The organism is Kitasatospora acidiphila, from assembly GCF_006636205.1.
Classification (GTDB): Bacteria; Actinomycetota; Actinomycetes; order Streptomycetales; family Streptomycetaceae; genus Kitasatospora; species Kitasatospora acidiphila.
The window spans coordinates 1,875,303-1,899,783 of record NZ_VIGB01000003.1; the positions used below are offsets into that span (position 1 = coordinate 1,875,303).

Consider the following 24,481-nt stretch of genomic DNA (forward strand, 5'->3'; position numbering starts at 1 on the left):
GCGCGTTGTACGCTCCGTCCGGAACGCCCCTTCTACAGACGTAGAAGGGGCCGGATGTGGAAGACCGGCGAGAGGAGCTGGGCATGGACAGCGGCACTGCGGTGGTGGTCGGCGGCGGCATCGGTGGGCTGTCCGCCGCGATCGGACTGCGCCGGGCGGGCTGGCAGGTGACGGTCGTCGAGCGTGCCGAGCAACTGGACGACGCGGGCGCGGGCATCTCGCTCGCCGCCAACGGGATCCGCGCCCTGGAGGCGCTGGGCGTCGGCGCGGCGGTACGGGCGGCCTCCCGTGGCCAGTACACCGGCGGCACCCGCACCCCCGACGGCCGCTGGCTGGCCCGGATGGACGGCGCGGCCCTGGAGCGCGCCCTCGGCACGCCGATCGTCGGCATCCCGCGCGCCACCCTGCACCGGATCCTGCGCGACGCCCTGCCCGAGCAGCAGCTGCTGATCGGCGAGGAGGTGACCGGGATCGACCGCTCCGACCCGGCCCGCCCCGCCGTGCGACTCGGCTCGACCACACTGACCGCCGACCTGGTGGTGGCCGCCGACGGGGTGCGCAGCCGGATCCGCACCCAGCTCTTCCCCGGCCACCCCGGCCCGCAGTACAGCGGCTCGACGGTGCTGCGCGCGATCACCGAGCAGCCGGTCGACGTGCGCACCGACTTCGAGCTGACCTGGGGCCACGGCGCCGAGTTCGGGCACATCCTCTTCCCCGACGGCCGGGCCGAGTGGCACGCGGTGCTCAACTCCCCGTCCGGGGTGCGCTATCCGGATCCGCTCGCGGTGCTGGCCGAGCGGTTCCGCGACTGGCACCAGCCGGTCCCCGCGCTGCTCGCCGCCACCCGCCCGCAGGACGTGCTGCACCACGACATCCATGAACTCAACCCCGGCCTGCCGAGTTTCACGGTCGACCGGATCGCGCTGCTCGGCGACGCCGCGCACGCCATGACCCCCAACCTGGGCCAAGGCGCCTGCCAGGCCCTGGAGGACGCGGCCACCCTGACGGCGGCCGTGGCCAGCGCCCGCACCATCGAGGACGCGCTGCGGCGCTATGACACCGAACGGCGCCCGCGCAGCCAGGCGGTGGCCCGCGCCGCCCGCCAAGCCGGACGCCTCGGCGCCCAGTTGGAGCACCCGCTCGCCGTCCGGCTGCGCAACACCGCCCTGCGGCTCGCCCCCTCCGGCGCCACCCTGCGAGCGATCCTGCGCCACGCCGACTGGCAACCGCCACTGGCGGCCTGACCAGCTCCTCGGCGGGATGTGTAGTGTCGGTCTCTCATGCGTATGGATGTTGAGGGGGCTTCATCATGACGAACGGTCAGATTTCCGACACCGCGCGGCGCTGGCTGATCACCGGCGCCAACAGCGGCCTCGGCGCGGCGTTCGCCCGGGCTGCGCTGGCGGCGGGCGATGTGGTGATCGCGGGGGTGCGGCGGCCGGAGACCATGACGGGGCTGGCCGCCGAATTCCCCGGGCGGGTCTTCGCGGTGCGACTGGACGTCACCGACGCCGAGCAGTGCGAGCAGGCCGTGAAGCAGGCCGTCGCCGAGCACGGCCGGATCGATGTGCTGGTCAACAACGCGGGCTTCGCCATCATCGGTGCCGTGGAGGAGACCAGCGAGGCCGAACTGCGGGGCGCCATGGAGGTGATGTTCTTCGGCGCGATGCGGCTGACCCGGCTGGTGCTGCCGCACCTGCGGGCGCAGCGCAGCGGCGCCATCGTGCAGGTCAGCAGCATGGGCGGGATGCTCTCGTTCCCCGGTGCCAGCGCCTACAGCGCGGCCAAGGGCGCCCTGGAGCTGGCCTCGGAGGCGCTGGCCGCCGAGGTGACGCCGCTCGGGATCCGGGTGCTGATCGTCGAACCGGGCGCGTTCCGCACCGAGTTCAACGGTCCTTCGCTGCAGAGCGCGACCGTGATCGAGGACTACCAGGACACCGTCGGGCCGGTGCGGGGCGTCATGACTCAGGTGCACGGCCAGCAGCCCGGCGACCCGGCGAAGGCCGCCGCCGCGCTGCTCACCGCCCTGGCGCTGCCCGAGCCGCCGCTGCGCCTGGTGCTCGGCGCGGACGCGGTGGCCGGGATCCGCGGCAAGCTGGCGGCCGTCGGTGCCGACCTGGACCGCACCGCCGAGCTCAGCTTCAGCACGGCCGTCACCGACTGACCGCTGCGGACGCAGCACGTGAAGGAGCATGTGATGGACCAGGAGACGTTGCGTCAGCGGTTCGCCTCGCTCAGCACCGCGCATGTGGCCGACGCCTGCATCCGGGCCAAGCTGCCGGTGCGCTGCGCACCGGCGGGGATGCGGCCGCTGGAGCCCGGGAGCAAGGTGGCCGGGCGGGTGGCGCCGGCCCGGCACGTCGGCAGCGTGGACATCTTCCTGGAGGTGTTCGAGCGCCATGCCGGCCTCGGCGACGTCCTGGTGGTCGACAACGCAGGCCGGCTGGACGAGGCCTGCGTGGGCGACCTGGCGGTTCTCGAGGCCGCGGCGGCCGGGCTGTCCGGGGTGGTGATCTGGGGTCTGCACCGGGACACCGCCGAGCTGCGGGCGATCGGCCTGCCGGTGTTCAGCCTGGGGGCGCTGGCCACCGGCCCGCAGCGCCTGGACGCCCGTCCGGCGGATGCCGTGCACGGCGCCGAGCTCGGGCCGTGGCGGGTCACCTCGGACGACGTGGTGCTCGGCGACGACGACGGGGTGATCGTCATCGCCGCCGACCGGGCGGATGAGCTGCTCACCCTGGCCGAGTCGATCCGCGACACCGAGCGCCGGCAGGCCGAGCGGATCCGCTCCGGCACCACGCTGCGGGCCCAACTCCGGTTCGCCGACTACCTGGCCGCCCGCGACCGGGATGGCGAGCTGACCTTCCGCGCCCATCTGCGCGGCATCGGGGGCGCCATCGAGGAGTAGCTCGCTAGGGCCGCTGGTGCGCCACCACGGTCTCGGCGAACTCCAGGGCCGGTCGGCTGAGCGCGTCCCACTGGCGGACCGCCCAGCCGACCGCCAGCGGGGGCAGGCCGGGGATCGGGATCAGGCGCAGCGACGGGTGCTCGGTGGCCTGCCAGCCGGGCAGCGCGGGCACCACGGCGGTGCCCGCGTCCAGCCCGGCCAGCAGCATCGCGGTGTCCCAATCGGCCACGCTAGTGGTGGCGTTGGGCTCGGTGGCGGGGTGGGCGAGCTGGCCGTCCAGATGGGCGCGGCCGGCCGAGTTCTCCGGCAGCCGGATCGGCTGCAGCCCGCTCAGCTCGCCGGGGTCTATGGCCTCCCGCCGGGCCAGCGGGTGGTTGACGTGCACGGCGAGCACCCAGGGCAGTTCGAGCACCGGGCGCTGCTCGATGCCGCGCACGGGGGTGCTGATGGTGATCCAGCCGAGGTCGGCCTCGTTGGCGGCGAGTGCGTCGAAGCAGCTGCGGCTGGAGGTCTCGGTGCGGAACTCCAGGTGCACATCGGGGTGTCGGCGCCGGAACGCCACCACCGCGTCCGCCATGAAGTGCCGTACCGTGGTGGCCCCGGTGGTGATCCGCACGGTGCCGCTCTCCCCCTCGCGCAGATCCCGCAGCCGGCGCAGCGCCTGGTCCAGCTGCCCGATGCCCTGCGCCGCCGCCCGGTGCAGGATCCGCCCGGCCTGGGTGGGCACCACACCGCGCGACTGGCGCTCCAGCAGGGTCAGCCCGAGCTCGGCCTCCAGTCGGCGGACGTGCTGGCTGATCGCCGACTGGGTGCGCTGCAGGTCACGGGCGACGGCGCTGAGGTTGCCCGCCTCGCAGGCGGCGACGAAGACACGGAGGTCGTCCAAGGTCATGGGCAGCCAAGGTATCCGCTGGGGAGGCAGCCAAGCTATTCCTTGGAGATCTGGAAGAAAACCCGAGGATTGACTTGGATCTCGGGGTGCTGAACGATCGTCAGTGGCCCGGGACGGCACCTGTCCAGGGACGGCGGCGGCGATCCGGACGCGGACGACGACCGCAGGGACAGGGGCCGGTCTCGGGAACGCCACCCACTCGGAGGAACCCCGATGCCCGATCCCATCCAGCAGGCCGACGCCCTGCTCCGCTCGCTCGGGGCCGCCGAACTCGACCACCCCGGCGGCACCCTGCTCGCCCATCTGCACCGGGTCCGGGAACTGCTCGCCGACTGGGGTGCCCGCCCCGAGCTGCAACTGGCCGGCCTGTGCCACGCCTGCTACGGCACCGACGGCTTCCCCGCAGCCCTGCTGCCGGCCGCCCGCCAGGACTCGCGCGACCGGCTGGCCGCCGTGATCGGGCCGGGCGCCGAACGGATCGTCCATGACTACGCCGGCTGCGAGCGGGGCCCCACCTATCGGGAGCTGACCGGTGAACCGCCGCGCATCCACGACCGGTTCACCGGCCGTCCGTACCAGCCGACACCTCATCAGCAGCGCGACTTCGCGGAACTGACCGCGGCCAACGAGCTGGACCTGGCCCGCCATAGCCAGGATTTCCGAGCTCGCCACGGAGCCGCGCTGCTGACGCTCTTCACCCGGTGGCGCCCACTGCTCAGTGAACCGGCCTGGGCGACCGCCGAGTTGCTGTTGGGCTGACCGCCGGGTCAGGCGGCCGGCTGCCCGGTCACGTCGTACAGGTGGTGGACCGGGTCGTGGATGAAGTACTGGGCGAAGCTGCTCACCGTGAAGCGGGCGCCGTCGGAGCGGTTGCCGGTGCGGTCCCACTGCTCGCCGGTGACCCGCTCGAAGGCGGCGGCGATCACCTCGGCCGCCTCGGCCAGTTCGCCGCAGACCACGGCCGGGTCCTGCTCCCAGTAGCGCTCGGCGAGCGCGGTCTCGTCCTGGTCCCAATTGGGGAAGAGCGGGCTGTCCTGGGTGAGCATCAGGTCGAGGCGGTAGGCGAAGAGCCGGAAGACGTCGCGGACGTGGCAGCCGTACTCCAGCGTCGACCAGATGGCCGGCTCGGGGCGGCGGCGCAGCTCGGCCGGGTCGCCGGCCAGCAGCGCGGTCCAGCCGGCGGCGTTGGCGCGGACCAGCTCGGGCACCTCGGCGGGGTGGACGGCGGGGGTGTCCAGGCCGCAGTCGGGGCAGGCCCGCTCCAACACCCAGGTCCAGTCCTTGGTGTCGGGGACGATGGCGGCGGTCTCTTCGTTGCTCATGGCTCCATGATCGTCGGTGTGACGGGGTGCCGGCCAGTGGCAGTCATGCCACACGTCATCAAGATCCTGCCAACCAGATCCCGCCAGCGGCCGGTCAGGCCTCATGGCGGCGGCAACCACGGCGCACCGAGCGGATGTGGCGGTACGCCACATGGGTGACCAAGTCACGGATCCCTACCGTTTGTGACCATGGAGAACTATCGGACAACCGGGCAGTTCCTGACCGGCCGCACCGCGCTGGTCACCGGCGCGGCGGGCGGGATCGGCCGGGCCTGCGCGCATGCGCTCGCGGCGGCGGGCGCCACGGTCCATGTGGTGGACCTGGCCGCCGAGGCGGCCAGGTCGGTGGCGGCCGAGATCGGCGGCACCGCCCAGGTGGTCGACCTGTCCGACCCGGCGGCGGTGGACACCCTGCCGTGCGAGGTCGACATCGTGGTCAACAACGCCGGCCTGCAGCACGTGGCGCCGGTGCAGGACTTCCCACCGGAGCGGTTCGCGCTGATCCAGCGGGTGATGGTGGAGGCGCCGTTCCTGATCCTGCGCCGCACGCTGCCGCACATGTACCGGCGGGGCTGGGGACGGGTGGTGAACATCTCCTCGGTGCACGGCTTGCGGGCCAGCCCGTTCAAGGTCGCCTATGTGGCCGCCAAGCACGGGCTGGAGGGGCTGAGCAAGGTGGTCGCACTGGAGGGCGCCCCGCACGGGGTGACCAGCAACTGCGTCAACCCCGGCTATGTGCGCACTCCGCTGGTGGAGCGCCAGATAGCCGACCAAGCGCTTGCTCATCAGATCCCCGAGCAGGAGGTGGTCGAGCGGGTGATGCTGGAGCGCAGCGCGATCAAGCGCCTGATCGAGCCGACCGAGGTGGCCCAGGCCGCGCTCTGGCTCAGCTCCGACGCCGCCGCCTTCATGACCGGCACCTCGCTCACCCTGGACGGCGGTTGGACCGCCCACTGAAGCCGCAGCTGCCCGTTGCCCACTGCCCGCCGCCCGGAGTCAACACCCTTCGGACAGCGGGCGGCGGGGAGTCAGCGCGGGTCCGGCCGGTCCAGGTTCCAGTGCCGGACCACCAGGCCGACCCAAGCCTCGGTCTGCACGCCCGGGATCAGCGAGAAACGGCTGATGGTGCGCTGCCCGCCCTCGGAGTCGCCGTAGAGCAGATCGATGTCGACCCGCTCCCGGTTCTCGATCAGCTTCCACAGCGGGCCGAAGTCGGGGTCCTCCGCGTCGCGGACCGCCGCGTGCCAGAAGCTGGTGTCCCCGGGCGCCACATAGAGGTCGCGGGCCTGCCGTCGGAAGTCCGCCGGATCGGGGTGCTCGGCCCGTACGAAGACGTGCTCCCCACCCAGCGCCAGCCGTGGATCACGCCGAGCCCCGGCCCCACGTTGCGCAGCGAGATGGCCAGGTAGACGTTGCCGTCGACGAGCATCACATAGCCCGCGCCGCCGTCCAGATGGGTCCAGTGCGCGTCGTGCCAGACCACCTTCTGCGTGGGCGAATCCAGTTGGGAGCCGATCAGCAGCGGGCGCAGCGAGGCGAGCACCGCCCGCTCGGCCGAGAGGGCGGCCCGGTCGGCCGAGCGGATCGAGGCGAATGAGGCCCCGGCGAGCACCAGGGTGCCCCCGGCGGTGGCGAGGTTGGAGATGGTGGACCAGTCGACCATGGCGGGAGGCGTCAGAACATCGCGCCGTTGGCGCGCACGGTCTGGCCGGAGACCCAGCTTGCCTCCTCGCTGACCAGCCAGCCCACCACCGGCGCGATGTCGCCGGGCTGCCCGAGCCGACCGCGCGGGCTGTGGTGCGCGGCGGCGGCCATCGACTCCGGCGTCTCGGCGTTGCGGTAGAAGTCGGTGTCCACCGGGCCGGGCGCGACCGCGTTCACCGTGATGCCGCGCGCGCCCAGTTCCTTGGCCGCGGCCAGCACCATCCGCTCGACGGCCGCCTTGCTGCCCGAGTAGAGGCCGTACGGACCGGTCATCACGGCGGTCAGCGTGGTGGAGAAGACCACGTACCGGCCGCCGTCGCCCAGCAGCCGGGCGGCGGCCCGCAGGGTGTAGAAGGCACTGCGGGTGTTGAGGCCGATCACGCGGTCGAAGTCCTCGTCGGTGACCTCGGCCAGCGGCTTCTTCAGCACCATGCCGGGCAGGTGCACCACGATGTCAAGTCGCCCGTGCTGCCGCACCGTCGACTCGAACAGCTCATTGACGTCCGCCGACACCGTCGCGTCGGAGCGGACCGCCTCGGCCGCCACGCCGTGCTTGCGCAGCGCGGCCACGGTCTCCTGGGCCGCCTCGGCGCCATTGACGTAGCTGATCACCACGGTGGCCCCGCGTGCCGCCAACTCCTCGGCGCAGGCGGCACCCTGGTTCCGGCTGCCGCCCACCACGATGGCGACCTTGCCCTCAAGATCGCGCACGGCCGTCGTCCCGCTCATCCCGTCCCCCAGCTGATCGCAGAAAACTGACGGCTGATCATATTGGCCGAAGATAGCGTTTCACTATCGCCAGCTCTGCTCGTACGAGGGGACCGACCGTCATCACCGGTCCACCGCAACGGAGTTCGCATACCCAGCACTCCCGGCGCCCCGAGCCTCCGCCCCAGCACCCCCGGCTTTCCCAGTCCCTCAGCGACTCAGCAGGCCCCGAGTACCGAGGCCAGCAGCCCCGGGAAGCGCGCGTCGAGCTCCGCGCGGCGCAGCGACATGATGCGGTTCTTGCCCTCCTGCCGGGTACTGGTGAGACCGGCCTCGCGCAGGATGCGCCAGTGATTGGTGAGCGTCGACCGCGGCACCGTGAGGCCGTCGGGGCTGCAGGCGCTCTCACCCTCGGCCGCCATCCGGCGCACCAGCGCGAGGCGCACCGGGTCGCCGAGCGCGTGCAGCACGGCGGCCAGTTCCAGATCGTCTGCCATGGCAGTAGTGTGCCAATCGTTTCGATATTTCGGGAAAGTCGAAATGATCTCCCGACAGCCGCGATCCAGCACCTCCGGAGGCTTCGCCGTGCCCGCACTCGCCACCCTCGCCCGGATCTACGTGGATGACCTGGACGCCGCCCTGCCCACCTTCACCGCCCTCGCCGGTGAGCCGCCGCAGTTGCGGTTCGGCTACCGCGGCCTGGAGCTGGCCCGCGTCGGCGGCTTCTTGCTGATCGCCGGCCCACCCGAGGCGCTCGCCCCCTACCGGGACACGCACGCCACCGTGCTCGTCGGCTCACTCGACGAGATCCTGGACAGCGGCACCGTGCTCGACGGCCCCAACGAGGTGCCCACCGGCCGCAACGCGACCCTGCGGCACCCGGGCGGCGCGGTCATCGAGTACGTGGAGTTCGCATCCGCGTGAGCCGCCGGGCGTGCTCTCCGCTCCGGTGATCCCGCTCGGTTGACCCGCACGCCCGGTGGGCGCGACTCTTGAGGGGCCGACCCACCAGCAGGCCGACCACCGGCAGGCCGGCCCACCACCAGAAGGACCGCCGCCCCGTGCCCCGCATACCCATCGCCGACCTCGTCCGCCTGCGCCAGGCCCGGGACCGGATGGACCGCGACTACGCGGAGCCCCTGGACGTCCCGGCACTTGCGCGGGACGCCCTGATGTCACCGGGCCACTTCTCGCGCAGCTTCCGCGCCGCCTACGGCGAGACGCCGTACAGCCATCTCATGACCCGCCGGATCGAACGGGCCAAGACGCTGCTGCGGCGCGGCGACATGACGGTGACGGAGGTGTGCATGGCGGTCGGCTGTACGTCTCTCGGATCGTTCAGTTCGCGGTTCACCGAGCTGGTCGGCGAGAGCCCGAGCGCCTACCGGGCCCGCGACCACGAGCACAGCGCGGGCATCCCGGCGTGCATCGCCAAGATCCACACCAGGCCGGTCCGGAACGGCTAGCGCGGGTATGGCCGGAACGCGGGCGAAAAGCCCCGCCAGTCCCTAGGGTGCTGATCATGGATCTCAAGCTTGCACAGTGCTTCATCGCCGTCGACGACCACGAGAAGGCGCTCGCCTTCTACCGCGATGTGCTCGGCCTGGAGGTGCGCAGCGACATCGGGTTCGAGGGGATGCGCTGGGTGACCGTCGCCTCCCCGGACCAGCCGGACGTGGAGATCGTCCTCGAACCGCCGGTCGCCGACCCGCACGCCACCGAGGCCGACCGGCAGGCGGCGGCCGAGCTGATGGCCAAGGGCCAGCTGCGCGGCGTCATCTTCCGCACCGACGACTGCGACGCCCTCTTCGAGAAGATCCGCGCCAGCGGCGCCGAGGTGCTCCAGGAGCCGATGGACCAGCCGTACGGGGTGCGCGACTTCGCGTTCCGCGACCCGTCCGGCAACATGCTGCGGTTCAACCAGCCGCGCGCCGAGTAGCCGTCAGGCCGGGCGTTCGCCCGTCACCACCTCGCGGTCGGTGAAGGGCAGCTGGTCGGCGTCCGGCCCGCTCAGCACCAACCCGCAGCCGTGCCCTGCCTCCAGCTGCGGCAGCCGCACCCCGCGGTACTTGTGGATCTCGAGCAGCACCAGCTCCACCTCCCGCCCGTCCGGCGTCGTGCGGCGGAACCGGTCGCCCTCGCGGACCTCCGCGTAGGTCCGCGCGGCCACGGCGACCAGCCCGGGCCTGCGGCCCAGCACCCGGTCCAGATAGAACTGCGGAGCCTCGGCCGCAGGCGTTTCCATGATCGACTCAGTCATCCCGTCAGCATGCCACGGCGCCGGCGGCTCCCTCTCCGGCTTTCCGAGCCGCGCCCTACTGAACCGCCGGCTGTTGAGCCGCGCGCTGCTGAGCCGCCGGCTGTTGAGCCGCTCGCTACTGAGCCGCCAGCGCCCGGACCGCCCAGCTCAGCGCCGGGTCCGGCGGCTCCGGTGCCGACCAGCCGTTGACCACCGCGAGCAGCCGGCGGTAGCGCGCCAGCCTGGGGTCGGCGGCCTGGGCCAGCCGCTCGGCCAGCCGGTCGCGCAGGGCGGGGTCGTCGGCACGGCCGCGGGCTCGCGCATAGCGGGACACCAGTGCTGCGGCGATCGGTGCCGCCTCGGGTGCGTCCGGTGCGGTGCCGGCGGCGAGCGCCGGGCGCACCAGGTCGCACAGCACGGTGACCAGGTCGGGGCGCGGGACGCTGTTCGGGGACCGCTCCACCGCGTGTTCCTCGGCCAGCCGGCGGAGCACGGCGCGGAACTCCCGCTCCTGGGTGAGCTCGGCGAGCTCCACCCAGGCTTGGAGCTGCGCGGCTTCCGGTTCGGCCGGCAGGACGGGGGTCAGTGAGCAGGCGATCCCCTGGAACGCCCCCTCGGTGTCGACACCGCCGAAGACCGCGGTGAGGAAGTCGTCGATCAGCCGTCGGCGCTGCTGCTCGGTGAGCGTGGCCAGTCGGTGCATGAGTTCCATCTCCTGGGTGCCGGCGCCGCGTTCGGCCACTGCCGCCAGCACCGCCTGGCGCAGCCGCAGGCTGCGGATCTGCACCTCCAGGGCCGCGACGTGTGCCGCGGCCACCTCGGGGAGGGCGAGCTCCCGCTCCACCACCTTGCGGACGGTGGCGAGGTCCAGGCCCAACTCGCGCAGGGTGCGCACGAGTTCCAGCCGGGCCAGGGCGTGGGTGTCATAGCGGCGGTAGCCCGACGGGCTGCGATCGGTGGGCGAGACGATCCCGCGGTCGGAGTAGAAGCGCACGGTCTTGACCGTCAGTCCGGTCCGCCGGGCCAGCTCGCCGATCGAGTAGAGCGCATCGCCGTTCATGCCGCCAGCTTGGCGCCTCCCCTTGGTGGAGACTCAAGTCGGGGCCGGGCTCAGTACCGGGGCCGGGCTCAGGGGCCGGGGCCGGGGCCGGGCTCAGCGGTCGGGCTCAGGCCGGTGCGCGGTGGGCGGCCGCCGCGCCCGGGGTGCCGACCGCGCCGAGCAGGCCGGCGGCGACCGGCACCGAGCTCCGCAGCACCCCGAGGACGAACCCGGTGCGGGAGGCCCGCAGGCTGTGCAGCGCCGGGCCGTGGTCCACCGCCACGAACAGTGCGGCCGCCAGCAGCAGCAACCGCCAACCGGTCACCGCCAACGGGCGCAGGGCGATGGGCAGCTCGGCGATGGAGTCGTGCAACCTGCGGGTGTGGAACGGGATGTGCCGCTGCTCGTCCCGCAGGATCCGGGCGGCGACCTCGCGGGTGAGCGGGTCGGCGACGCCGTCGCGCAGGTCGCGGTAGTACTCCACGGCGACCAGTTCGGCGGTCATCAGCACCATCAGCTCCAGCCGCAGCCCGAGCAGCCGCCGGACCCGCATGAAGATCCGGTCGCTCCAGTGCCCGGTCAGCGTCGCCACCCCGGCGGTCTCCAGCAGCCGGGCCAGCAGCCGCGCATGGTTGCTCTCCTCGCCGATGAACAGCCGCACCGCCGCCGCGTAGTGCGGGCCACCCGCCAGGTCGGCCTTGCCGATCAGGTTCCGCCCGTCGCCGTCCTCGCCGATCTGGAACTTCTGCAGGCTCCGGCAGACCGTCGCCGGCAGGTTCGCGCCCCACTCCCACCGCGGCTCCTCCAGTCGCGCCCGCCGTGCCCGCTCCCCCTCGAACTCCGCCACCCAGTCGGCGAACCCGTCCTCGCTCATGCCCCTCGCTCCCCCGCGTCCCGAGCCCGCCCGGCACTGACCTCCTGCGGGCACACCGAGGTGGACGCCCGTCCTGGGCGCCTACCGTGGCCGCCAACGCTAGCGCACAATTGAACGCGTTCAAATGACGGCGCGCAGCTGGGCGGGGTCAGTACCCGTAGTCGCCGCGGACGGGGTCGGGGAAGCGCTCCGCCACCTCCCTCAGCCGGTGGCCGGCGAAGACGGCGCGGAGCATGTTGGTGGGATGCTCGGCGTGGCCGTCGAAGCGGAAGCGCTGGCGGATGAAGACGGTGCCGGTCCAGTAGTTGTCAGCCGCATAGGGAGTGCCGGGGAGGGCGTCCGGGTTGGGCTCCAGATACTGCCAACGGGCCTTCTTCCACATGACCACGCACTCGCCCGCATACCAGGCGGCGTGCATCCAGAAGTCCTCCTTGGCAACCGCGTTGTACTCCTCGACCGACGCGAAGCGCTCAACCAGCAGCTCCTCCAGGGCATCCAGCGACTCCGGCCGGTAGTTCCAGCGCTCCTCGCCGCCGCCCGCCTCCTCGGCCCAGCTCCAGCGGTGCAGATTCCGGTGGTACCAGCCCCAGTTCAGCAGCCGCTTGGCCATCGTGAACGACTCCAGCTCCGCCCGCGCTATCCACGGGGTGGGCAGCCGCTCGGGCTCCCAAGTCCCGTTGCCCTTGCGTCGTTTGCGGGCTCGCACCGCGCCGCGCAGCCGGCGGGCCTCCTCGGCGAAGACCGTGCCCGTCTTCTCGGCCACGGCGCGCTCGACGATCTCCAGGGGGACGACCGGCGCCAACTCCAGCACCGGGTCCGGGAAGACGACCGGCAGCCCGATGCCGCCGTCCAGGCTCTCGTCCCAACCCCAGCGCCCGCCGGCCTGGTTGAGCAGGGTCTCGCCCAGGTAGCCCGCGACCGACCGCAGCAGCAGGGTGTCCATGTCACCGCCGAGTCGGCGGTCCAGGAACCAGTGCAGCGTCCTCTCCAGGCGCTTCAGCGAGGGCGCCTGATAGGTGTGCGACCAACCGTCGTAGCTGAAGGTGCCGTTGAGCAGGTCCATCGCCTCGTGCAGATCCTGGATCCAGGCGTACAGCTCGAAGTCGGCCGTGCCCCTGGGGGCGTTCATACCGCGGATGTAGACGTCGTCCATGGGGCCAGACCCTATGGGCCGGGTATGACGACGGGTCAGGCCGGTCCATACGGCGACCAGGAGGCGCTGCTCGCTCGGGCCGCTCTCGCACGTGCCGCCGGCGCAGCTGCCCGCGGCCCCCGCACAGACCAGCCAGACGTAGATGCCCGGGAACTTCGGGGTGAAGCTGTAGCGGCTGTCGGCCTGCCAGGGACCGTCCGTCCACTTGCCGTCGGGGGACTCGACGGACACCCGGGAAACTGTCGCCCGTGCCGTTCCAGCTGAGCTCGACCGGTTGGCCGACCGGCTCGGTGGCCTGGTCGAGCGGGGCGACCGGCATCGGCGAGTCAGGGGCCTCGGCCACCGGGTTGTCGGCGGACGAGCCCTGCGACTCGACGAACAGGTAGCGGCTCGCGCTCCAACCGCTGGACATCCCGTGGCCCTCGTTCTCGGCGACCGCGGCCCACTGGTAGAGCCCCGTGACGGTGGGCGTGGAGATGCAGCCGGGGCTGCTCAGAGGTCCGAGAGCCACCGCCGGATCACCGGCCCGCAACGCCTCCATGCACCCACCCCCGGCGCGGTTCAGCACTCCTGACGGATCATCAGCCACATCGGTGGAGCATGCATCGTGGCAGGTGCGGCGGCTGTGCGGAAGGCGTAAAGAGAACGTGCCCGGCGCGGCGGCCGAAGCCGTCGCACCGGGCACGTCAGGCCCTGCTAGGAACCCTGTCGGGCCCTACGGTCGATCAGTACTGGCCGTAGGTGCCGGAGCTCCAGATCGAGCTGTTGGACGTGTTGTAGACCACGAAGTTCAGGTCGAACTGGATCTTCGCGGTGGCGCCCGGGCTGTTCCAGGTGTTGCTGTCCCAGTAGGCGTTGCCCGTGGTCTTGTCGATCACGGCGAGCACACCGTAGGTGGCGTCCATGACGGTCTCGACGTTGGACTTGTTCCAGGTGCCGGAGCTCCACAGAGCCTGGCCGTCCCGCTTGCGGTAGACCACCAGGTTGCCGTCCGGCTGCATCAGCACCCAGGCGTTGGCGGACTCGATCCAGTGACCGGGGGTCAGGGCGTAGCCGGAGTGGAGCGTGTCCGACGGGACGTCCGGGTAGGTGCCGTTGACCTGGTTGACCAGGTAGCCGGTGTGGCTGGCCCAGTACGCCGTCTGCGCGGCGTCGTTGCCGACCATCAGGTCACCGTAGTAGAACTCGGCGTAGCTGTTGGTCTTGCCCCAGGTGCCGGAGCTCCACAGGGCGCCACCGGTGGTCGGGCCGCCACCCTGCTTGTAGAGCACCAGGTTGCCGTCGGCCTGCATGGTCAGGTAGGCGCCCCAGTTGCCCCAGGTGCCGGTGGACCAGAGCGACTTGAAGTGCTGGCCGTTGGAGAAGTTCATGTAGACGACGAGGTTGCCGTCCGACTGCATCTCCAGCGTGGTGTCGTTGTCCACGATCTTCTGACCCGAGGCCAGGGTCTGGCCCGGGTTCAGGACGCCACCGTTGTTGCCCACGTTCGGAGTGGCCGTCTTGGCCGTCCGCGACGCCTGCTGGTGGAACGGCTCCGCGGTGACCGGCGCCTTCACGTTCTGGGCCGCCGGCGCTGCCACTGCCGCCGGCGCGACAGCGGCCGCAAGGCCCGCGCCGACCAGCATCGAGGCAGCACGCATGAGCATGCGCTTGCGCATGATGAGGTAACCCCCCTCGTAGGTTGAGCTTGAGGAGGATATTCATACACCCTTGCGAAGACATCGTGTGCGGCAGGGCGGGGTGCATTGACGGCCGGGGCCGGCACACCCCAGGAGTGTGCCGGCCCCGGCCGCTCGGAGAATGGCGGCAGGTCAGCCGGTGAAGGCCGCCAGGCCGTTCGGGGTGCCCAGGCCGGTCGGGCCGTCGTAGCCGGCGCCGGCGGTGCACAGGTAGGACGGCGAGCAGGTGCCGTTGCTACCGCTGGTCACGTCGTTCAGCGCGCCCGGGTGGGCGTAGGCGTCGGCGGCCGGGATGGCGACGGTCGGCGCGCCCGCGTCGGCGTAGACGCCCGCGATGATCGGGGACGAGGCGCTGGTGCCGCCGTAGACGGACCAGCCGGAGGCGCCGTAGGTCTGGTAGACGGCGACACCCGTGGCCGGGTCGGCGACGGCCGAGACGTCGGCGACGGTGCGCTTGGCGCAGCCGCTGTCGGTCTGCCAGGTCGGCTTGCTCTCGTAGGCCGAGCAGCCGGAGCCGGTGCCCTCGGTGGAGCTGGTGGACCACACCGACTCGCTCCAACCGCGGGCGCTGGAGTCCCGCTTGAGCGCGGTGCCGCCGACCGCGGTGACGTATGGCGAGGAGGCCGGGTACTGCGCGCCGTACGCCGAGTCGCCGGCCGAGGCGGTGATCGCCACGCCCGGGTGGTTGAAGTAGGTGGTGTCGTACGAGGTGTCGGCCGAGGACTCGCCGCCGCCGTAGCTGTTGGAGACGAACTTGGCGCCCAGCTTGACGGCCTCGTTCACGCTGGCACCCAGGTTGGTCATGCTGGCGGTGTTGGCCTCGACCAGGATGATGTGGGCATTGGGCGCGATCGCCGAGACCATGTCGAGGTCGAGCGATATCTCGCCGGCCCAACCGGAGTTGCTGGCGGGCAGCCTGCTGGTGCTGCCGGTCTGACTGACCTTCTTGAAGCAGCCGTTGGCGGTGGTGCAGGCCGGCAGGCCGAACTGCGAGCGGTAGACGGCCAGATCGGACTCCGCGTTGGGGTCGTTGTAGGCGTCCACGATGGCGATGGTCTGCCCGGCACCGCCGTTGGCCGGCAGGTTGTAGGCGCTGATCAGGTCGCTCGGGCCGAAGCCGGACGGGGTGGCGTTGGGGGTGACGCCGAGCGCGTGGACGTGCTGGGCGGCGTTGGTGACCTTCAGCGCGTTGCACGCCATGGTGTCACCGGCCGCGAGGGTGGCGCACGAGCGGATCCAGGAGGTCCCGCCCTTGGTGTAGACGGTCGCGGGGGCCGCGTTGGCGGGCGCGGCGGTCGCGGCCAGCGTCGCGGTGGCGAGCGCCGCGGTACCGGTGAGGGCGACGGCGAGGCGACGGATCCGGGCGCTGGCGGGGGAGCTGAACAACGAACTGCCTCCTGAGGTGGGGGAACCGGGGGCACTGCGCATGACGCGTCCACTCATGGGCCGTGGGGTGGCTCATGGGCGGCGTGCGAGGGGGTTGTCGAATCCTCGTTCGGACCGACCAACTGGCGATGAGGCTAATGAGTCATGGTCAGGTCAACAAGAGGTGAGCACGAATTAAATGTTCCGGTTACCGGCGTTGGCCGGAAGTGACCCTCCGTTAGCTGAAACGCCGTCGCAGGGCAACGCGGCAGTAACAATTCGCTGGATGGCAGCACCTCGCTCAGCTCGCTGAGCAGCGAGTACGATCACACCGCCAGATCGACCAGCCTTCAGGTACCAACACCAGGAACGCGCGTTCGCACGACAGCCCCGGGCCGTCTAGCAGCGGCGGTTCGGGCAGAGCCCAGGAGACTCGTTGGCCCGCAAACCACGTCCCATCGACCCGACTGAGGGGCCCCTGCAGGCCTTCGCCCACGATTTGCGGCTCGTGCGCGAAGCCGCCGGCAACCCCACCTACCGAGCCCTCGCCACCACAGCGGGATTCGGCGCTACTACCCTGAGTGACGCCGCCGGCGGAGTGCGGCAGCCCAGCCTGGAGGTGACCCTGGCGTATGTCGGGGCCTGCGGCGGTGACGTCGCCGCCTGGGAGCAGCGCTGGCGGGAGCTCAACCGCACATTGGAGGAGCAGCGGGCGGGCGCGAAGCACGAGGACGCGGACGAACCCGAGGCCCAAGCCGGGGAACCGGCACCCGCTGGATCCGACACACCCTCAGCCGATGCGCCCTCAACCGATGCGCCCTCAACCGAGCCCCTCGCACCCGACGCCCCCGCGCCGGACGCCTCTTCGGCCACGGCCGCCGCTCCCGGCGCCGCCGAACCCGACGCCCCGTCAGCCGAGGCCCCCGCACCCGGCGCCGCCGAACCCGACGGCGATGGGGACTCCCCGGAGTCCAACGGCCACCCCGGCGCCCCCGCCCGCCCGATGTGGCGGCGCCCGGTCACCATCGCCGCCGTCGCCGTGATCGCCCTGATAGCCACCCTGCTGGTGACCCGGCCGCCGATCATGGAGGACGCGAAGGCCCAGGAGAGCACCCCGAGCGCCTGCGGCCCGGTGCCGCCGCCCGCCGCCACGGGTGCCGGCTCCTCGGACTTCGTCGGCATCACCTACGGCGACGGCGCGCACGTCCGCACCGGCGCCAGCCGCAACTCCCCCACCATCCGCACCATCCCGGCCGGCTGCCAGCTGCACTTCACCGGCTACTGCCTGGGCGACGTCATCTACGACAGCCACGGCGCCTCGGCGGACATGCGCTGGTTCGAGCTCTACGGCGGCGGTGTGATCGCCTCGGCGATCATCCACGGCAACCCGCCGAACGCCATGGCGCCCTCGCAGTGCCCGGCGGACCGCCCGATGCCCGACGCGATCTCGCTCAACATGATGCGCACCGCCGACGCCTCGGACACCGTGCGGCTGTGGGCCACCGGCACCAATCTGGGGATCGTCGGCTTCGCCGCGCGCTACGTCACCCCGAGCATCCCTCCCAGCGCCTCCCCGACCGCCCGGTCGACCGCCGGGTCGAGTCCGGTCGCCGGCACCACCGGTCAGCCCACCCCGACCGGCAACGCGGCGCCCGCCGCACCGACCTGGCACCACCTGGACGTGATCAACAGCGACACCAACGCGTTCAGCTACCCGTGGCGCCTGGGCCCGCTGTCCGGCACTGAGCAGCCCGGCAACCCCGGCACCGCCATCGCGGTGATCGCCGTCGCCTGCCTGGGCGGCGACGGGCCGACCGATGTGACCGACGTCCGCCTGGTGCCGGCCCCCAGCAGCACCGACCCCGCGCAGCAGCTGCCGAGCCCCCCACAGCAGATCAAGCTGAGCGCCGCGGAGCAGATCACCGCGTCGCACGCCGCCTGCCGGTACCCCGACGTCAACGGCTGAGTGACTGTCAGAGCATAGCGCCGTCGCGGCCCGCGACCAGCGGGCCGTGACCGCCGCGATACGGCGGCGATACGTCCACCAACGACAGTGGGCGCACCCGCACGCAAGCCTCCGGGCCCCGGCTCCTCACCTCGGCCGGGGGCCGGCGCCATGCGTGCGGGCCGTCCACGTCCCCGCTTCCCAAGGACCACGGTGAACGTCACTCGCCTTCTGCACCGGATATCCGGCGCCGCGGCGGTTCTGCTGATGCTCGGCTTCGTCTCGCTGGCCCCGGTGACCGCCGCCTCGGCGGCCACCGGCGCCGACGTGGCCTCCCTGGCCACCGCCAACATCACCAAGACCGCCGGCACCTGCGCCAACAACCCCACCTACAACAGCCTGGGCGGCTCGGAGTTCGAGCACAGCTGCGACGGCAACAACGGCACCCCGGAGTACTGGTGCGCCGACTTCGCCATGTGGGTCTGGCAGAACGCCGGCTACTACACCGGTGGCCTGGACGCCGGTGCGGCCAGCTTCTACACCTACGGCCAGAACAACGGCACCCTGCACACCGGCACCGGCTACACGCCGCAGGTCGGTGACGCCGTGGAGTACGGCTCCACGCAGGACAGCGAGATCCACCACGTGGGCATCGTGACCGCCGTGAACGCGGACGGCTCGGTCGACACCGTCAACGGCGACTGGGGCGGCACCACCGGCACCGGCTCGATGGCCGGCTTCGCGGTCAGCTCAAGTGTCGTCAAGATCACCCTGCCGGCCGGCCAGACCTCGGTCGGCAGCGTGCCGAGCACCGTCGACACCAAGGACGGCTACAAGATCGTCGGCTACACCACCCCGGTGACCGGCAGCGGCTCGTTCGGCACCAACCCGTACACCGCGCCCCAGGTCTGCGGCAGCGGCTACGGCATCATCGACTCGCACGACCTCGGCTCCGCCACGGTCTTCCTGCTCTACAACGGCTCGACCGGCAGCAACTGCGTCACCACCCTGGTGAAGAACCCGTCCGGTCCGGTCGCGCTGAACGCCAACCTCACGGTCCAGGGCGGCAGCCCCGTCACTGACACCGGCACCTACACCGACTACGCCGGTCCGGTCTCGGCCGCCGCCGCCAACTCCTGCGTGCAGTGGGGCGGCAGCTACGCCGGCACCTCGTGGACCAGCCCGTGGGGCCACTGCGGCACCGGCGCGCCGACGCCCTCCCCGGCCACCGGCAACCCGTACACCGCCGGCCAGGTCTGCGGGAGCGGCTACACCGTGACCGACAGCCACGCCCTCGGCAACGCCACCGTCTACCTGCTCTACAACTCCGCGACCGGCAACAACTGCGTGACCACCCTGGCCGACAACCCGTCCGGTGCGGTCTCGATGAACGCCACCCTCGCCGTCCAGGGCGGTAGCTCCGGCAGCAACCCCGGCAGCTTCACCTACTACGCCGGCCCGGTCGTCGAGAACGCGCCCACCGCCTGCGTGATGTGGGGCGGCGGCTACGGCACCACCTCCTGGACCAGCCCCTGGAGCCACTGCGGCTGACGCGGCACTCCGGTAGGTCCCACAGACGTCAGCTCGGCCCGTCAAGGGTCGAGCTGACGTTCTGTTGTACGGAATTGATTGACCGATTGCACCCGGACTCGCCGAACAATCCGACGTCGCGCTACACATGGCCTCACCAGCGAAAAGAGGGGGCCACTTCGGTGGAGTTCGGGATTCTCGGACCACTGCTGATCAAAGACGCGGCAGGGGCCCGCACCGTTCCTGCGCCCAAGCAGCGCATCCTGCTGGCCGCGCTACTGGTCCGGGCCGGCCAGCCGGTGACCGCAGAGCGGCTCGCGGAGATCGTCTGGGACGGCCGACCGCCGCGCAGCGCGTCCAGCACGCTGCGCAACTACGTGATGCGGCTGCGCCAGGTGCTCGGCGAGGCCGGCGAGCGGATCGAGACCCGGGACGGCGGCTACCTGCTGCGCGCCGCGCCCGCCGAGGTCGACCTGCACCGGTTCGCCGAGCTGCGCGACCGCGGACTGGCGGCGCTGCGCGCCGACGCCGTGCCGGACGCCGCCGCACTGCTGCGGGACGCCCTGGCGCTGTGGCGCGGCCCGGCCCTCGCCGACGTGCCCTCCGACGCACTGCACCGCGAGGAGGCCGAGCGGCTGGCCGAAGTGCGCCTGGACGCCCTGGAACTGCGGCTGGCAGCCGAACTGCGGCTCGGCCGGCACACCGCCGCGCTGGCCGAACTGCGCGAGCTCACCACCGCGCACCCCGAGCGCGAGCGGTTCTGGGCCCAGCTGATGACCGCCCTGGAGCTGGACGGCCGCCCCTGGGAGGCGCTGACCGCCTACCGGCGGGTCCGGGCCGCCCTGGCCGACGAGCTCGGGGTGGAGCCAGGACCGGAGCTGCAGGAGGCGCACCACCGGATCCTGTCCGGGCAGGACACCCCGGTGATGCTCAACCAACTGCCTCCGCAGCTGCCCGACTTCACCGGGCGGGCGGTCGAGCTGCGCCGGCTGACCGAGCAGTTGGCCGCCCCGCAACCGCACGGCGCGCCGCAGGTCGCCGTGCTCACCGGCGGGCCGGGGATCGGCAAGAGCGCCCTGGCACTGCGGGCCGGATACCTGGTCGGGAGCTGCTTTCCGGACGGCACGCTGTACGCCGAACTCGGCGGCGCCACCGGCATCTCCGCGGTGCTGGGCACCCTGCTCGGCTCGCTGGGCCTGCCGCCGTCCGCGATCCCGGCCGGGACGGCGGCCCGCACCGCGCTCTACCGTTCGGTGCTGGCCGACCGCCGGGTCCTGGTGGTGCTGGACGACGCGCAGTCCGGCGCCCAGGTGGGCCCGCTGCTGCCCACCGGGCCGGGCAGCGCCGCCCTGGTCACCACCCGGGACCGGATGGCCGACCTGCCCGGCGCCCAGGTGGTCCAGCTGGAGCCGCTGGGCCTCCCGGAGAGCCGGCAGCTGCTGGCCCGGCTGATCGGTCCCGAACGGGTGGCCCGCGAACCGCTGGCCGCCACCGCGCTGGTGGAGCGGTGCGACGGGGTGCCGCTGGCCCTGCGGATCTGCGCGGCACGGCTGGCGGCCCGCCCGTGCTGGCAGTTGGCGCAGCTCGCCGAGCGGCTCGCCGACCAGGTGCTGGAGGAGCTGCGGATCGGCCGGCTGGACCTGTGGGCCGGGTACACCGCCAGTTTCCGGCGGCTCGACCCGGCCGCCGCCCGGGCCTTCCGGGCGCTGGCCGAGCGCGGTTCGGAGGCCCTGGTCCGCTGCCGTCCCGATCCGGTGCTGGAGCGGCTGGTCGACGCCCATCTGCTGACCAGTCCGGCGCCGGGCCACTACCGGGTGCGACCGCTGGCCCGGGCGTTCGGCCGCTCGTTGCGCCAGGCCCTCCGGGTGCCGCCACAGGTTAGGCTCAACCCATGAGCGCTGAGGAGGGTTCGGTCCGGGTGGACGCCTGGGTCTGGTCGGTGCGGCTGGCCAAGACCCGCTCGGTCGCGGCCGGGCTCTGCCGGGCCGGGCACGTCCGGGTGAACGGCGAACGGGCGAAGCCGGCCCAGCCGTTGAAGGTGGGCGACGAGGTCCGGGTGCGCCAGGAGGACTGGGACCGGGTGGTGGTGGTCACCAAGCTGCTGAGCAAGCGGGTGGGCGCCTCGGTGGCGGTGGACTGCTACATCGACAACAGCCCGCCGCGCCCGGCCTCCGACCCGTTCCACGTCAACGCGCCGGTCGCGGTGCGCGAGCGCGGGGCCGGCCGGCCGACCAAGCGGGAACGCCGCGACCTCGACCAGCTGTCCGGCCGCCGGGGGCGCTGACCCCGGGCCCGGATGCACGGCGACCGGGGACGCTGACGCCCGGCCCGGATGCACGGCCCCTCCGCAGCGCCGACGATGGCCGCGCATAGCGGGGTGAGGCCGGGTTTCGGCCCACCGAGCTGAGGAAAACCGGTGGCTTCCTCCCGGTTCGCCGCCTTAGGGTCGCGCGCATGACCGAACGTGACTTCCGGATCATCGTGCGCGGCGCCTTCGACTCGCTCACCGACGACCAGCGGGCCGCGCTGCGCGCCGAGGCCGCCGGCCACGACGTGCTGTTCGCGAGCTTCACCCGCGAGGGCCACCTCAGCTATGACATCGCGGCCCGCGCCGACTTCGCCTTCCGCTTCCTGGAGTCGGGCAGCGCCGACGAGGACATCGTGCCGGCGACCGCCCGCGCCGAGGCGGCCGCCGAGGCCTGGCTGAGCGAGCGCGGCTACGCCTGGAAGAACCTGCGCTCCACCGCCGAGGACATGTCGAAGGCCGCCCTCTCCAAGCGCCAACGCAAGGCGCAGGCTAGCCCCTGAGCAGCACCGGCTCGGCGGCGGCTTCGGCCTCTTGAGGGTCCACCGACCCAGCTCCCACCTCGGCCTACTGACGGACCACCGGCCCCAACTAACCCCCCACCACCGACTCCGCTGCCGCCTCGGCCTGCTGGCGGTCCGTTGGGCTCAGGCCGATCCGGGTGCGCCGGTCCAGTAGGTCGCCCACGTCGAGGGCGCCCTCGTGGCGGGCGGCGAAGCGGAGTTCGGCCAGGGTGGTTTCGGTGCCGGGGGCGATCGGGGTGAGGGCGGCGGGGTCGCCGTCGGCCTCGGCGAGTACGGCGGGGGCCTCGGTGCCGTAGCGGCGGACCAGTCGCGGCGGGGCCGGCACGGCGGCCAGCATCGCCGGGGAGCCGGCGCCCACCAGGGGGAGGGCCCGGGTGCGGCAGGGGCGGGCCTGGATGCCGGCGCGGGCCAGGGCGGCGTCCAGGGCGTCCTCGGCCATCCGGCGGTAGGTGGTGAGCTTGCCGCCGACCACCGTGACCAGGCCGTCGGGGGCGGTGAGCACCGCGTGCTTGCGTGACACGTCGGCCGTGCGGCCGGTGCCGTCGTCCAGCAGCGGGCGCAGGCCGGCGAAGCTGCCGAGCAGGTCGGCGCGGGTGAGCGGGCGGCGCAGCGCGGTGTTGATGGTGCCGAGCAGGAACTCGATCTCGCTGTCGGCGGGTTCGGGCACATCGGGCACCGGGCCGGGCGCCGCCTCGTCGGTGAGGCCGACGTAGACCCGGCCGTCCGGGGCAGGCAGCGCGAAGACGAAGCGGTTGGACTCGCCGGGCACCGGCACGGTGAGCCCGGCGGTCAGCCCGCCGAACGCGGACTGCGGCAGCACCAGGTGGGTGCCCCGGCTGGGCCGCAGGGTCAGTCCGGGGGCCAGCTCGCCCGCCCACACCCCGGTGGCGTTGATCACCGTGCGGGCCGCCAACCGGAAGCTCTCGCCGGTCAGTTCGTCCCGCAGCCGGGCGCCGGAGCCGTCGGCCTCCAGGGCGGCGCACCTGGTCAGCACCCGGGCGCCGTGCTTGGCGGCGGTGCGGGCCAGGGCGACCACCAACCGGGCGTCGTCGACCAGTTGGCCGTCCCAGAAGACCAGGCCGCCGCGCAGCCCGGCGGCCTCGACGGTGGGCGCGTAGCGGAGCACCTCGGCGGGGCGCAGCCGGCGGGAGCGGGGCAGCAGGGCGGACGGGGTGCCGGCGCTGACCCGCAGCGCGTCTCCGGCCAGGAAGCCGGCCCGGACCAGGGCGGCCCCGGCGAAGGTGGTGCCGGGCAGCAGCGGGACCACCTGCGGCAGCGGCTGGACCAGGTGCGGGGCGGTGCGGCGGAGCAGGATGTCGCGCTCCACCGCGCTCTCCCGGGCGATCCCGACCGCGCCGGAGGCCAGGTAGCGCAGCCCGCCGTGGACCAGTTTGGAGCTCCACCGACTGGTGCCGAAGCCCAGGTCGTGCTTCTCCACCAGCACGGTGCGCAGGCCCCGGGAGGCCGCGTCCAGCGCGACGCCGGCGCCGGTCACCCCGCCGCCGATGACCAGGACGTCGACCGAGTCGACTTCCGGTGAGCGGAGTTCGGCCAGCTCACGGGCCCGGCGGTCGGCGTTCAGCGACGCGGCGTTCACGGACGCGGCGTTCAGGGACGCGGGATTCATCAGGCGGCTCCATCCAGGTACCGGTCAAGCAGCAGGCGCAACTCTTCGTCCAGCCGGTCCGACTCGGGCCCGGAGCCGTCCGGTTCGCCCGTGAGGACCGGGCCGGTGAGGGTGAACGACCAGGCCGTCAGCAGCACCGCGCGGGCCAGCAGCGCGGGATCACCGGCCCGCACCGAGCCCTCCGCGATGGCCAGGCGCAGCGCCGTCTCCAGCATCTCCAGCTGGTGGTTGGTGTTGCTGCCGCGCCGGGTGAGCAGGTAGGGCGTCAGGAAGTCCGGGTCCAGCTCGACGATTCGGCGCAGCAGCGGGTGCACCCGGATCAGCCGGACCAGCCGCACCACGCCGTCCACCAGCTGCGCCCGGCTCGGCGCCCGGCCGGGCGGCAGGCCGTCGGCGGGCATGGCGGCGAGGGTGAGCGCCGACCACTCCCGGGTGGTGAGCGCGCCGATCACCTCGCGCACCCCGCCCCAGCGGCGGTAGAGGGTGGCCCGGGAGACCCCGGCCTGGCGGGCGATGTCGGCCATGGTCATCCGCTGCATGCCGATGGTCAGCAGCAGCTGGTACGCCGCGTCGAGGATCCGCTCCTCGGGGATGGCGTTGGCCGCCTTCGGCTGGGCACCATTGTTGATTCGCTGCGACATCACATGTACAAGTGTATCAGCGCGCT

The 24,481-nt window shown here is 72.6% G+C and carries 27 protein-coding genes; 13 read left to right on the forward strand and 14 right to left on the reverse strand.

The annotated features are described in order from the left end of the window. Positions 1–83 precede the first annotated feature (83 nt). The 3 genes from E6W39_RS09495 (at position 84) to E6W39_RS09505 (ending at position 2,908) form a co-directional block, all read left to right on the forward strand. The gene (locus E6W39_RS09495) at positions 84–1,244 is read left to right on the forward strand and encodes an FAD-dependent monooxygenase (RefSeq protein WP_141633157.1); all 1,161 of its coding nucleotides are present in this window, start codon (positions 84–86) and stop codon (positions 1,242–1,244) included. A gap of 65 nt (positions 1,245–1,309) precedes the next feature. Beyond that, complete coding sequence (locus E6W39_RS09500) at positions 1,310–2,164, forward strand: oxidoreductase (protein WP_141633158.1); 855 nt, start codon at positions 1,310–1,312, stop codon at positions 2,162–2,164. 33 nt (positions 2,165–2,197) lie between these two features. Then, positions 2,198–2,908 (forward strand): RraA family protein, encoded by a 711-nt coding sequence (locus tag E6W39_RS09505; RefSeq protein WP_141633159.1) that lies wholly within the window; start codon positions 2,198–2,200, stop codon positions 2,906–2,908. Positions 2,909–2,912: 4 nt separating this feature from the next. On the opposite strand, the gene E6W39_RS09510 is transcribed toward E6W39_RS09505, so the two are convergent. Then, positions 2,913–3,800, reverse strand: coding sequence for a LysR family transcriptional regulator (locus tag E6W39_RS09510; RefSeq protein ID WP_101383404.1), 888 nt, complete (start codon positions 3,798–3,800; stop codon positions 2,913–2,915). 213 nt (positions 3,801–4,013) lie between these two features. On the opposite strand from E6W39_RS09510, the gene E6W39_RS09515 reads away from it, so the two are divergent. Further along, on the forward strand, positions 4,014–4,559 hold the full coding sequence (locus E6W39_RS09515) for a DUF6817 domain-containing protein (protein ID WP_141633160.1): 546 nt from the start codon (positions 4,014–4,016) through the stop codon (positions 4,557–4,559). 8 nt (positions 4,560–4,567) lie between these two features. Here the strand turns inward: E6W39_RS09515 and E6W39_RS09520 are convergent, their stop codons facing one another. Next, complete coding sequence (locus E6W39_RS09520) at positions 4,568–5,122, reverse strand: DinB family protein (RefSeq protein ID WP_141633161.1); 555 nt, start codon at positions 5,120–5,122, stop codon at positions 4,568–4,570. A 189-nt stretch (positions 5,123–5,311) separates the two neighbouring features. On the opposite strand from E6W39_RS09520, the gene E6W39_RS09525 reads away from it, so the two are divergent. Then, complete coding sequence (locus tag E6W39_RS09525; protein ID WP_141633162.1) at positions 5,312–6,079, forward strand: 3-hydroxybutyrate dehydrogenase; 768 nt, start codon at positions 5,312–5,314, stop codon at positions 6,077–6,079. Positions 6,080–6,150: 71 nt separating this feature from the next. Here E6W39_RS09525 and E6W39_RS09530 read toward each other — a convergent pair whose 3' ends face one another. From E6W39_RS09530 to E6W39_RS09545, 4 genes are all read right to left on the reverse strand, one after another. After that, positions 6,151–6,393 (reverse strand): hypothetical protein, encoded by a 243-nt coding sequence (locus E6W39_RS09530; RefSeq protein WP_141633163.1) that lies wholly within the window; start codon positions 6,391–6,393, stop codon positions 6,151–6,153. Beyond that, the gene (locus tag E6W39_RS09535) at positions 6,312–6,785 is read right to left on the reverse strand and encodes a hypothetical protein (protein ID WP_141633164.1); all 474 of its coding nucleotides are present in this window, start codon (positions 6,783–6,785) and stop codon (positions 6,312–6,314) included. Before E6W39_RS09535 ends, E6W39_RS09530 begins: the two co-directional genes overlap by 82 nt. A gap of 11 nt (positions 6,786–6,796) precedes the next feature. Next, complete coding sequence (locus E6W39_RS09540; RefSeq protein ID WP_141633165.1) at positions 6,797–7,555, reverse strand: SDR family oxidoreductase; 759 nt, start codon at positions 7,553–7,555, stop codon at positions 6,797–6,799. 197 nt (positions 7,556–7,752) lie between these two features. Next, on the reverse strand, positions 7,753–8,031 hold the full coding sequence (locus tag E6W39_RS09545; protein WP_141633166.1) for an ArsR/SmtB family transcription factor: 279 nt from the start codon (positions 8,029–8,031) through the stop codon (positions 7,753–7,755). A gap of 43 nt (positions 8,032–8,074) precedes the next feature. On the opposite strand from E6W39_RS09545, the gene E6W39_RS09550 reads away from it, so the two are divergent. The 3 genes from E6W39_RS09550 to E6W39_RS09560 all read left to right on the forward strand — a co-directional run bounded on the left by E6W39_RS09550 (position 8,075) and on the right by E6W39_RS09560 (position 9,473). Next, positions 8,075–8,458: a VOC family protein gene (locus E6W39_RS09550; RefSeq protein ID WP_228718047.1), complete on the forward strand. Its 384-nt coding sequence runs from the start codon at positions 8,075–8,077 to the stop codon at positions 8,456–8,458. A gap of 146 nt (positions 8,459–8,604) precedes the next feature. After that, positions 8,605–9,000 carry a helix-turn-helix transcriptional regulator gene (locus E6W39_RS09555; RefSeq protein WP_101385432.1) on the forward strand — a complete coding sequence of 132 codons (396 nt, stop codon included), beginning with the start codon at positions 8,605–8,607 and terminating at the stop codon, positions 8,998–9,000. A 56-nt stretch (positions 9,001–9,056) separates the two neighbouring features. Beyond that, positions 9,057–9,473 (forward strand): VOC family protein, encoded by a 417-nt coding sequence (locus tag E6W39_RS09560; protein ID WP_141633167.1) that lies wholly within the window; start codon positions 9,057–9,059, stop codon positions 9,471–9,473. Positions 9,474–9,476: 3 nt separating this feature from the next. Here the strand turns inward: E6W39_RS09560 and E6W39_RS09565 are convergent, their stop codons facing one another. The 6 genes from E6W39_RS09565 to E6W39_RS09590 form a co-directional block, all read right to left on the reverse strand. Beyond that, complete coding sequence (locus E6W39_RS09565; protein WP_141633168.1) at positions 9,477–9,794, reverse strand: hypothetical protein; 318 nt, start codon at positions 9,792–9,794, stop codon at positions 9,477–9,479. Positions 9,795–9,909: 115 nt separating this feature from the next. Next, positions 9,910–10,833, reverse strand: a complete 924-nt coding sequence (locus tag E6W39_RS09570; RefSeq protein ID WP_141633169.1) for a MerR family transcriptional regulator — start codon at positions 10,831–10,833, stop codon at positions 9,910–9,912. Between the two features lie 106 nt (positions 10,834–10,939). Continuing rightward, complete coding sequence (locus tag E6W39_RS09575) at positions 10,940–11,686, reverse strand: ferritin-like domain-containing protein (RefSeq protein ID WP_141633170.1); 747 nt, start codon at positions 11,684–11,686, stop codon at positions 10,940–10,942. 148 nt (positions 11,687–11,834) lie between these two features. After that, positions 11,835–13,070 carry a hypothetical protein gene (locus tag E6W39_RS09580; protein ID WP_141633171.1) on the reverse strand — a complete coding sequence of 412 codons (1,236 nt, stop codon included), beginning with the start codon at positions 13,068–13,070 and terminating at the stop codon, positions 11,835–11,837. 494 nt (positions 13,071–13,564) lie between these two features. Beyond that, the gene (locus tag E6W39_RS09585; protein ID WP_181799174.1) at positions 13,565–14,485 is read right to left on the reverse strand and encodes a hypothetical protein; all 921 of its coding nucleotides are present in this window, start codon (positions 14,483–14,485) and stop codon (positions 13,565–13,567) included. Between the two features lie 165 nt (positions 14,486–14,650). Beyond that, positions 14,651–15,946 carry a S53 family peptidase gene (locus E6W39_RS09590; RefSeq protein ID WP_228718633.1) on the reverse strand — a complete coding sequence of 432 codons (1,296 nt, stop codon included), beginning with the start codon at positions 15,944–15,946 and terminating at the stop codon, positions 14,651–14,653. Positions 15,947–16,391: 445 nt separating this feature from the next. Between E6W39_RS09590 and E6W39_RS09595 the strand changes: the two genes are divergently transcribed. The 5 genes from E6W39_RS09595 to E6W39_RS09615 all read left to right on the forward strand — a co-directional run bounded on the left by E6W39_RS09595 (position 16,392) and on the right by E6W39_RS09615 (position 22,166). After that, entirely contained in the window at positions 16,392–17,849 is a 1,458-nt protein-coding gene (locus E6W39_RS09595) for a helix-turn-helix domain-containing protein (RefSeq protein WP_141633173.1), read from the forward strand. Positions 17,850–18,041: 192 nt separating this feature from the next. Next, positions 18,042–19,379 carry a CHAP domain-containing protein gene (locus E6W39_RS09600; RefSeq protein WP_141633174.1) on the forward strand — a complete coding sequence of 446 codons (1,338 nt, stop codon included), beginning with the start codon at positions 18,042–18,044 and terminating at the stop codon, positions 19,377–19,379. Positions 19,380–19,540: 161 nt separating this feature from the next. After that, entirely contained in the window at positions 19,541–21,253 is a 1,713-nt protein-coding gene (locus E6W39_RS09605; RefSeq protein WP_141633175.1) for an AfsR/SARP family transcriptional regulator, read from the forward strand. Further along, the gene (locus tag E6W39_RS09610) at positions 21,250–21,642 is read left to right on the forward strand and encodes an RNA-binding S4 domain-containing protein (RefSeq protein ID WP_141633176.1); all 393 of its coding nucleotides are present in this window, start codon (positions 21,250–21,252) and stop codon (positions 21,640–21,642) included. Before E6W39_RS09605 ends, E6W39_RS09610 begins: the two co-directional genes overlap by 4 nt. 170 nt (positions 21,643–21,812) lie before the next feature. Beyond that, positions 21,813–22,166: a DUF6204 family protein gene (locus E6W39_RS09615; protein WP_141633177.1), complete on the forward strand. Its 354-nt coding sequence runs from the start codon at positions 21,813–21,815 to the stop codon at positions 22,164–22,166. Positions 22,167–22,254: 88 nt separating this feature from the next. On the opposite strand, the gene E6W39_RS09620 is transcribed toward E6W39_RS09615, so the two are convergent. Both E6W39_RS09620 and E6W39_RS09625 read right to left on the reverse strand, forming a co-directional pair. Continuing rightward, a complete protein-coding gene (locus E6W39_RS09620; RefSeq protein ID WP_141633178.1) occupies positions 22,255–23,814 on the reverse strand; it encodes a glycerol-3-phosphate dehydrogenase/oxidase in 1,560 nt (519 codons plus the stop codon). Continuing rightward, a complete protein-coding gene (locus tag E6W39_RS09625; protein WP_141633179.1) occupies positions 23,814–24,455 on the reverse strand; it encodes a TetR/AcrR family transcriptional regulator in 642 nt (213 codons plus the stop codon). The genes E6W39_RS09620 and E6W39_RS09625 overlap by 1 nt, the downstream gene beginning before the upstream one ends. Positions 24,456–24,481 lie beyond the last annotated feature (26 nt).

Bases quoted from the DNA above. Each gene is read 5' to 3' on its own strand.
- E6W39_RS09560 (WP_141633167.1), top strand. From the start codon at position 9,057: ATGGATCTCAAGCTTGCACAGTGCTTCATCGCCGTCGACGACCACGAG.
- E6W39_RS09510 (WP_101383404.1), bottom strand. From the start codon at position 3,800: ATGACCTTGGACGACCTCCGTGTCTTCGTCGCCGCCTGCGAGGCGGGC.
- E6W39_RS09610 (WP_141633176.1), top strand. From the start codon at position 21,250: ATGAGCGCTGAGGAGGGTTCGGTCCGGGTGGACGCCTGGGTCTGGTCG.
- E6W39_RS09565 (WP_141633168.1), bottom strand. From the start codon at position 9,794: ATGACTGAGTCGATCATGGAAACGCCTGCGGCCGAGGCTCCGCAGTTC.
- E6W39_RS09590 (WP_228718633.1), bottom strand. From the start codon at position 15,946: ATGCGCAGTGCCCCCGGTTCCCCCACCTCAGGAGGCAGTTCGTTGTTC.
- E6W39_RS09505 (WP_141633159.1), top strand. From the start codon at position 2,198: ATGGACCAGGAGACGTTGCGTCAGCGGTTCGCCTCGCTCAGCACCGCG.
- E6W39_RS09540 (WP_141633165.1), bottom strand. From the start codon at position 7,555: ATGAGCGGGACGACGGCCGTGCGCGATCTTGAGGGCAAGGTCGCCATC.
- E6W39_RS09615 (WP_141633177.1), top strand. From the start codon at position 21,813: ATGACCGAACGTGACTTCCGGATCATCGTGCGCGGCGCCTTCGACTCG.
- E6W39_RS09515 (WP_141633160.1), top strand. From the start codon at position 4,014: ATGCCCGATCCCATCCAGCAGGCCGACGCCCTGCTCCGCTCGCTCGGG.
- E6W39_RS09535 (WP_141633164.1), bottom strand. From the start codon at position 6,785: ATGGTCGACTGGTCCACCATCTCCAACCTCGCCACCGCCGGGGGCACC.
- E6W39_RS09625 (WP_141633179.1), bottom strand. From the start codon at position 24,455: ATGTCGCAGCGAATCAACAATGGTGCCCAGCCGAAGGCGGCCAACGCC.
- E6W39_RS09550 (WP_228718047.1), top strand. From the start codon at position 8,075: ATGATCTCCCGACAGCCGCGATCCAGCACCTCCGGAGGCTTCGCCGTG.
- E6W39_RS09495 (WP_141633157.1), top strand. From the start codon at position 84: ATGGACAGCGGCACTGCGGTGGTGGTCGGCGGCGGCATCGGTGGGCTG.
- E6W39_RS09585 (WP_181799174.1), bottom strand. From the start codon at position 14,485: ATGCTCATGCGTGCTGCCTCGATGCTGGTCGGCGCGGGCCTTGCGGCC.
- E6W39_RS09520 (WP_141633161.1), bottom strand. From the start codon at position 5,122: ATGAGCAACGAAGAGACCGCCGCCATCGTCCCCGACACCAAGGACTGG.
- E6W39_RS09525 (WP_141633162.1), top strand. From the start codon at position 5,312: ATGGAGAACTATCGGACAACCGGGCAGTTCCTGACCGGCCGCACCGCG.
- E6W39_RS09570 (WP_141633169.1), bottom strand. From the start codon at position 10,833: ATGAACGGCGATGCGCTCTACTCGATCGGCGAGCTGGCCCGGCGGACC.
- E6W39_RS09575 (WP_141633170.1), bottom strand. From the start codon at position 11,686: ATGAGCGAGGACGGGTTCGCCGACTGGGTGGCGGAGTTCGAGGGGGAG.
- E6W39_RS09620 (WP_141633178.1), bottom strand. From the start codon at position 23,814: ATGAATCCCGCGTCCCTGAACGCCGCGTCCGTGAACGCCGCGTCGCTG.
- E6W39_RS09500 (WP_141633158.1), top strand. From the start codon at position 1,310: ATGACGAACGGTCAGATTTCCGACACCGCGCGGCGCTGGCTGATCACC.
- E6W39_RS09545 (WP_141633166.1), bottom strand. From the start codon at position 8,031: ATGGCAGACGATCTGGAACTGGCCGCCGTGCTGCACGCGCTCGGCGAC.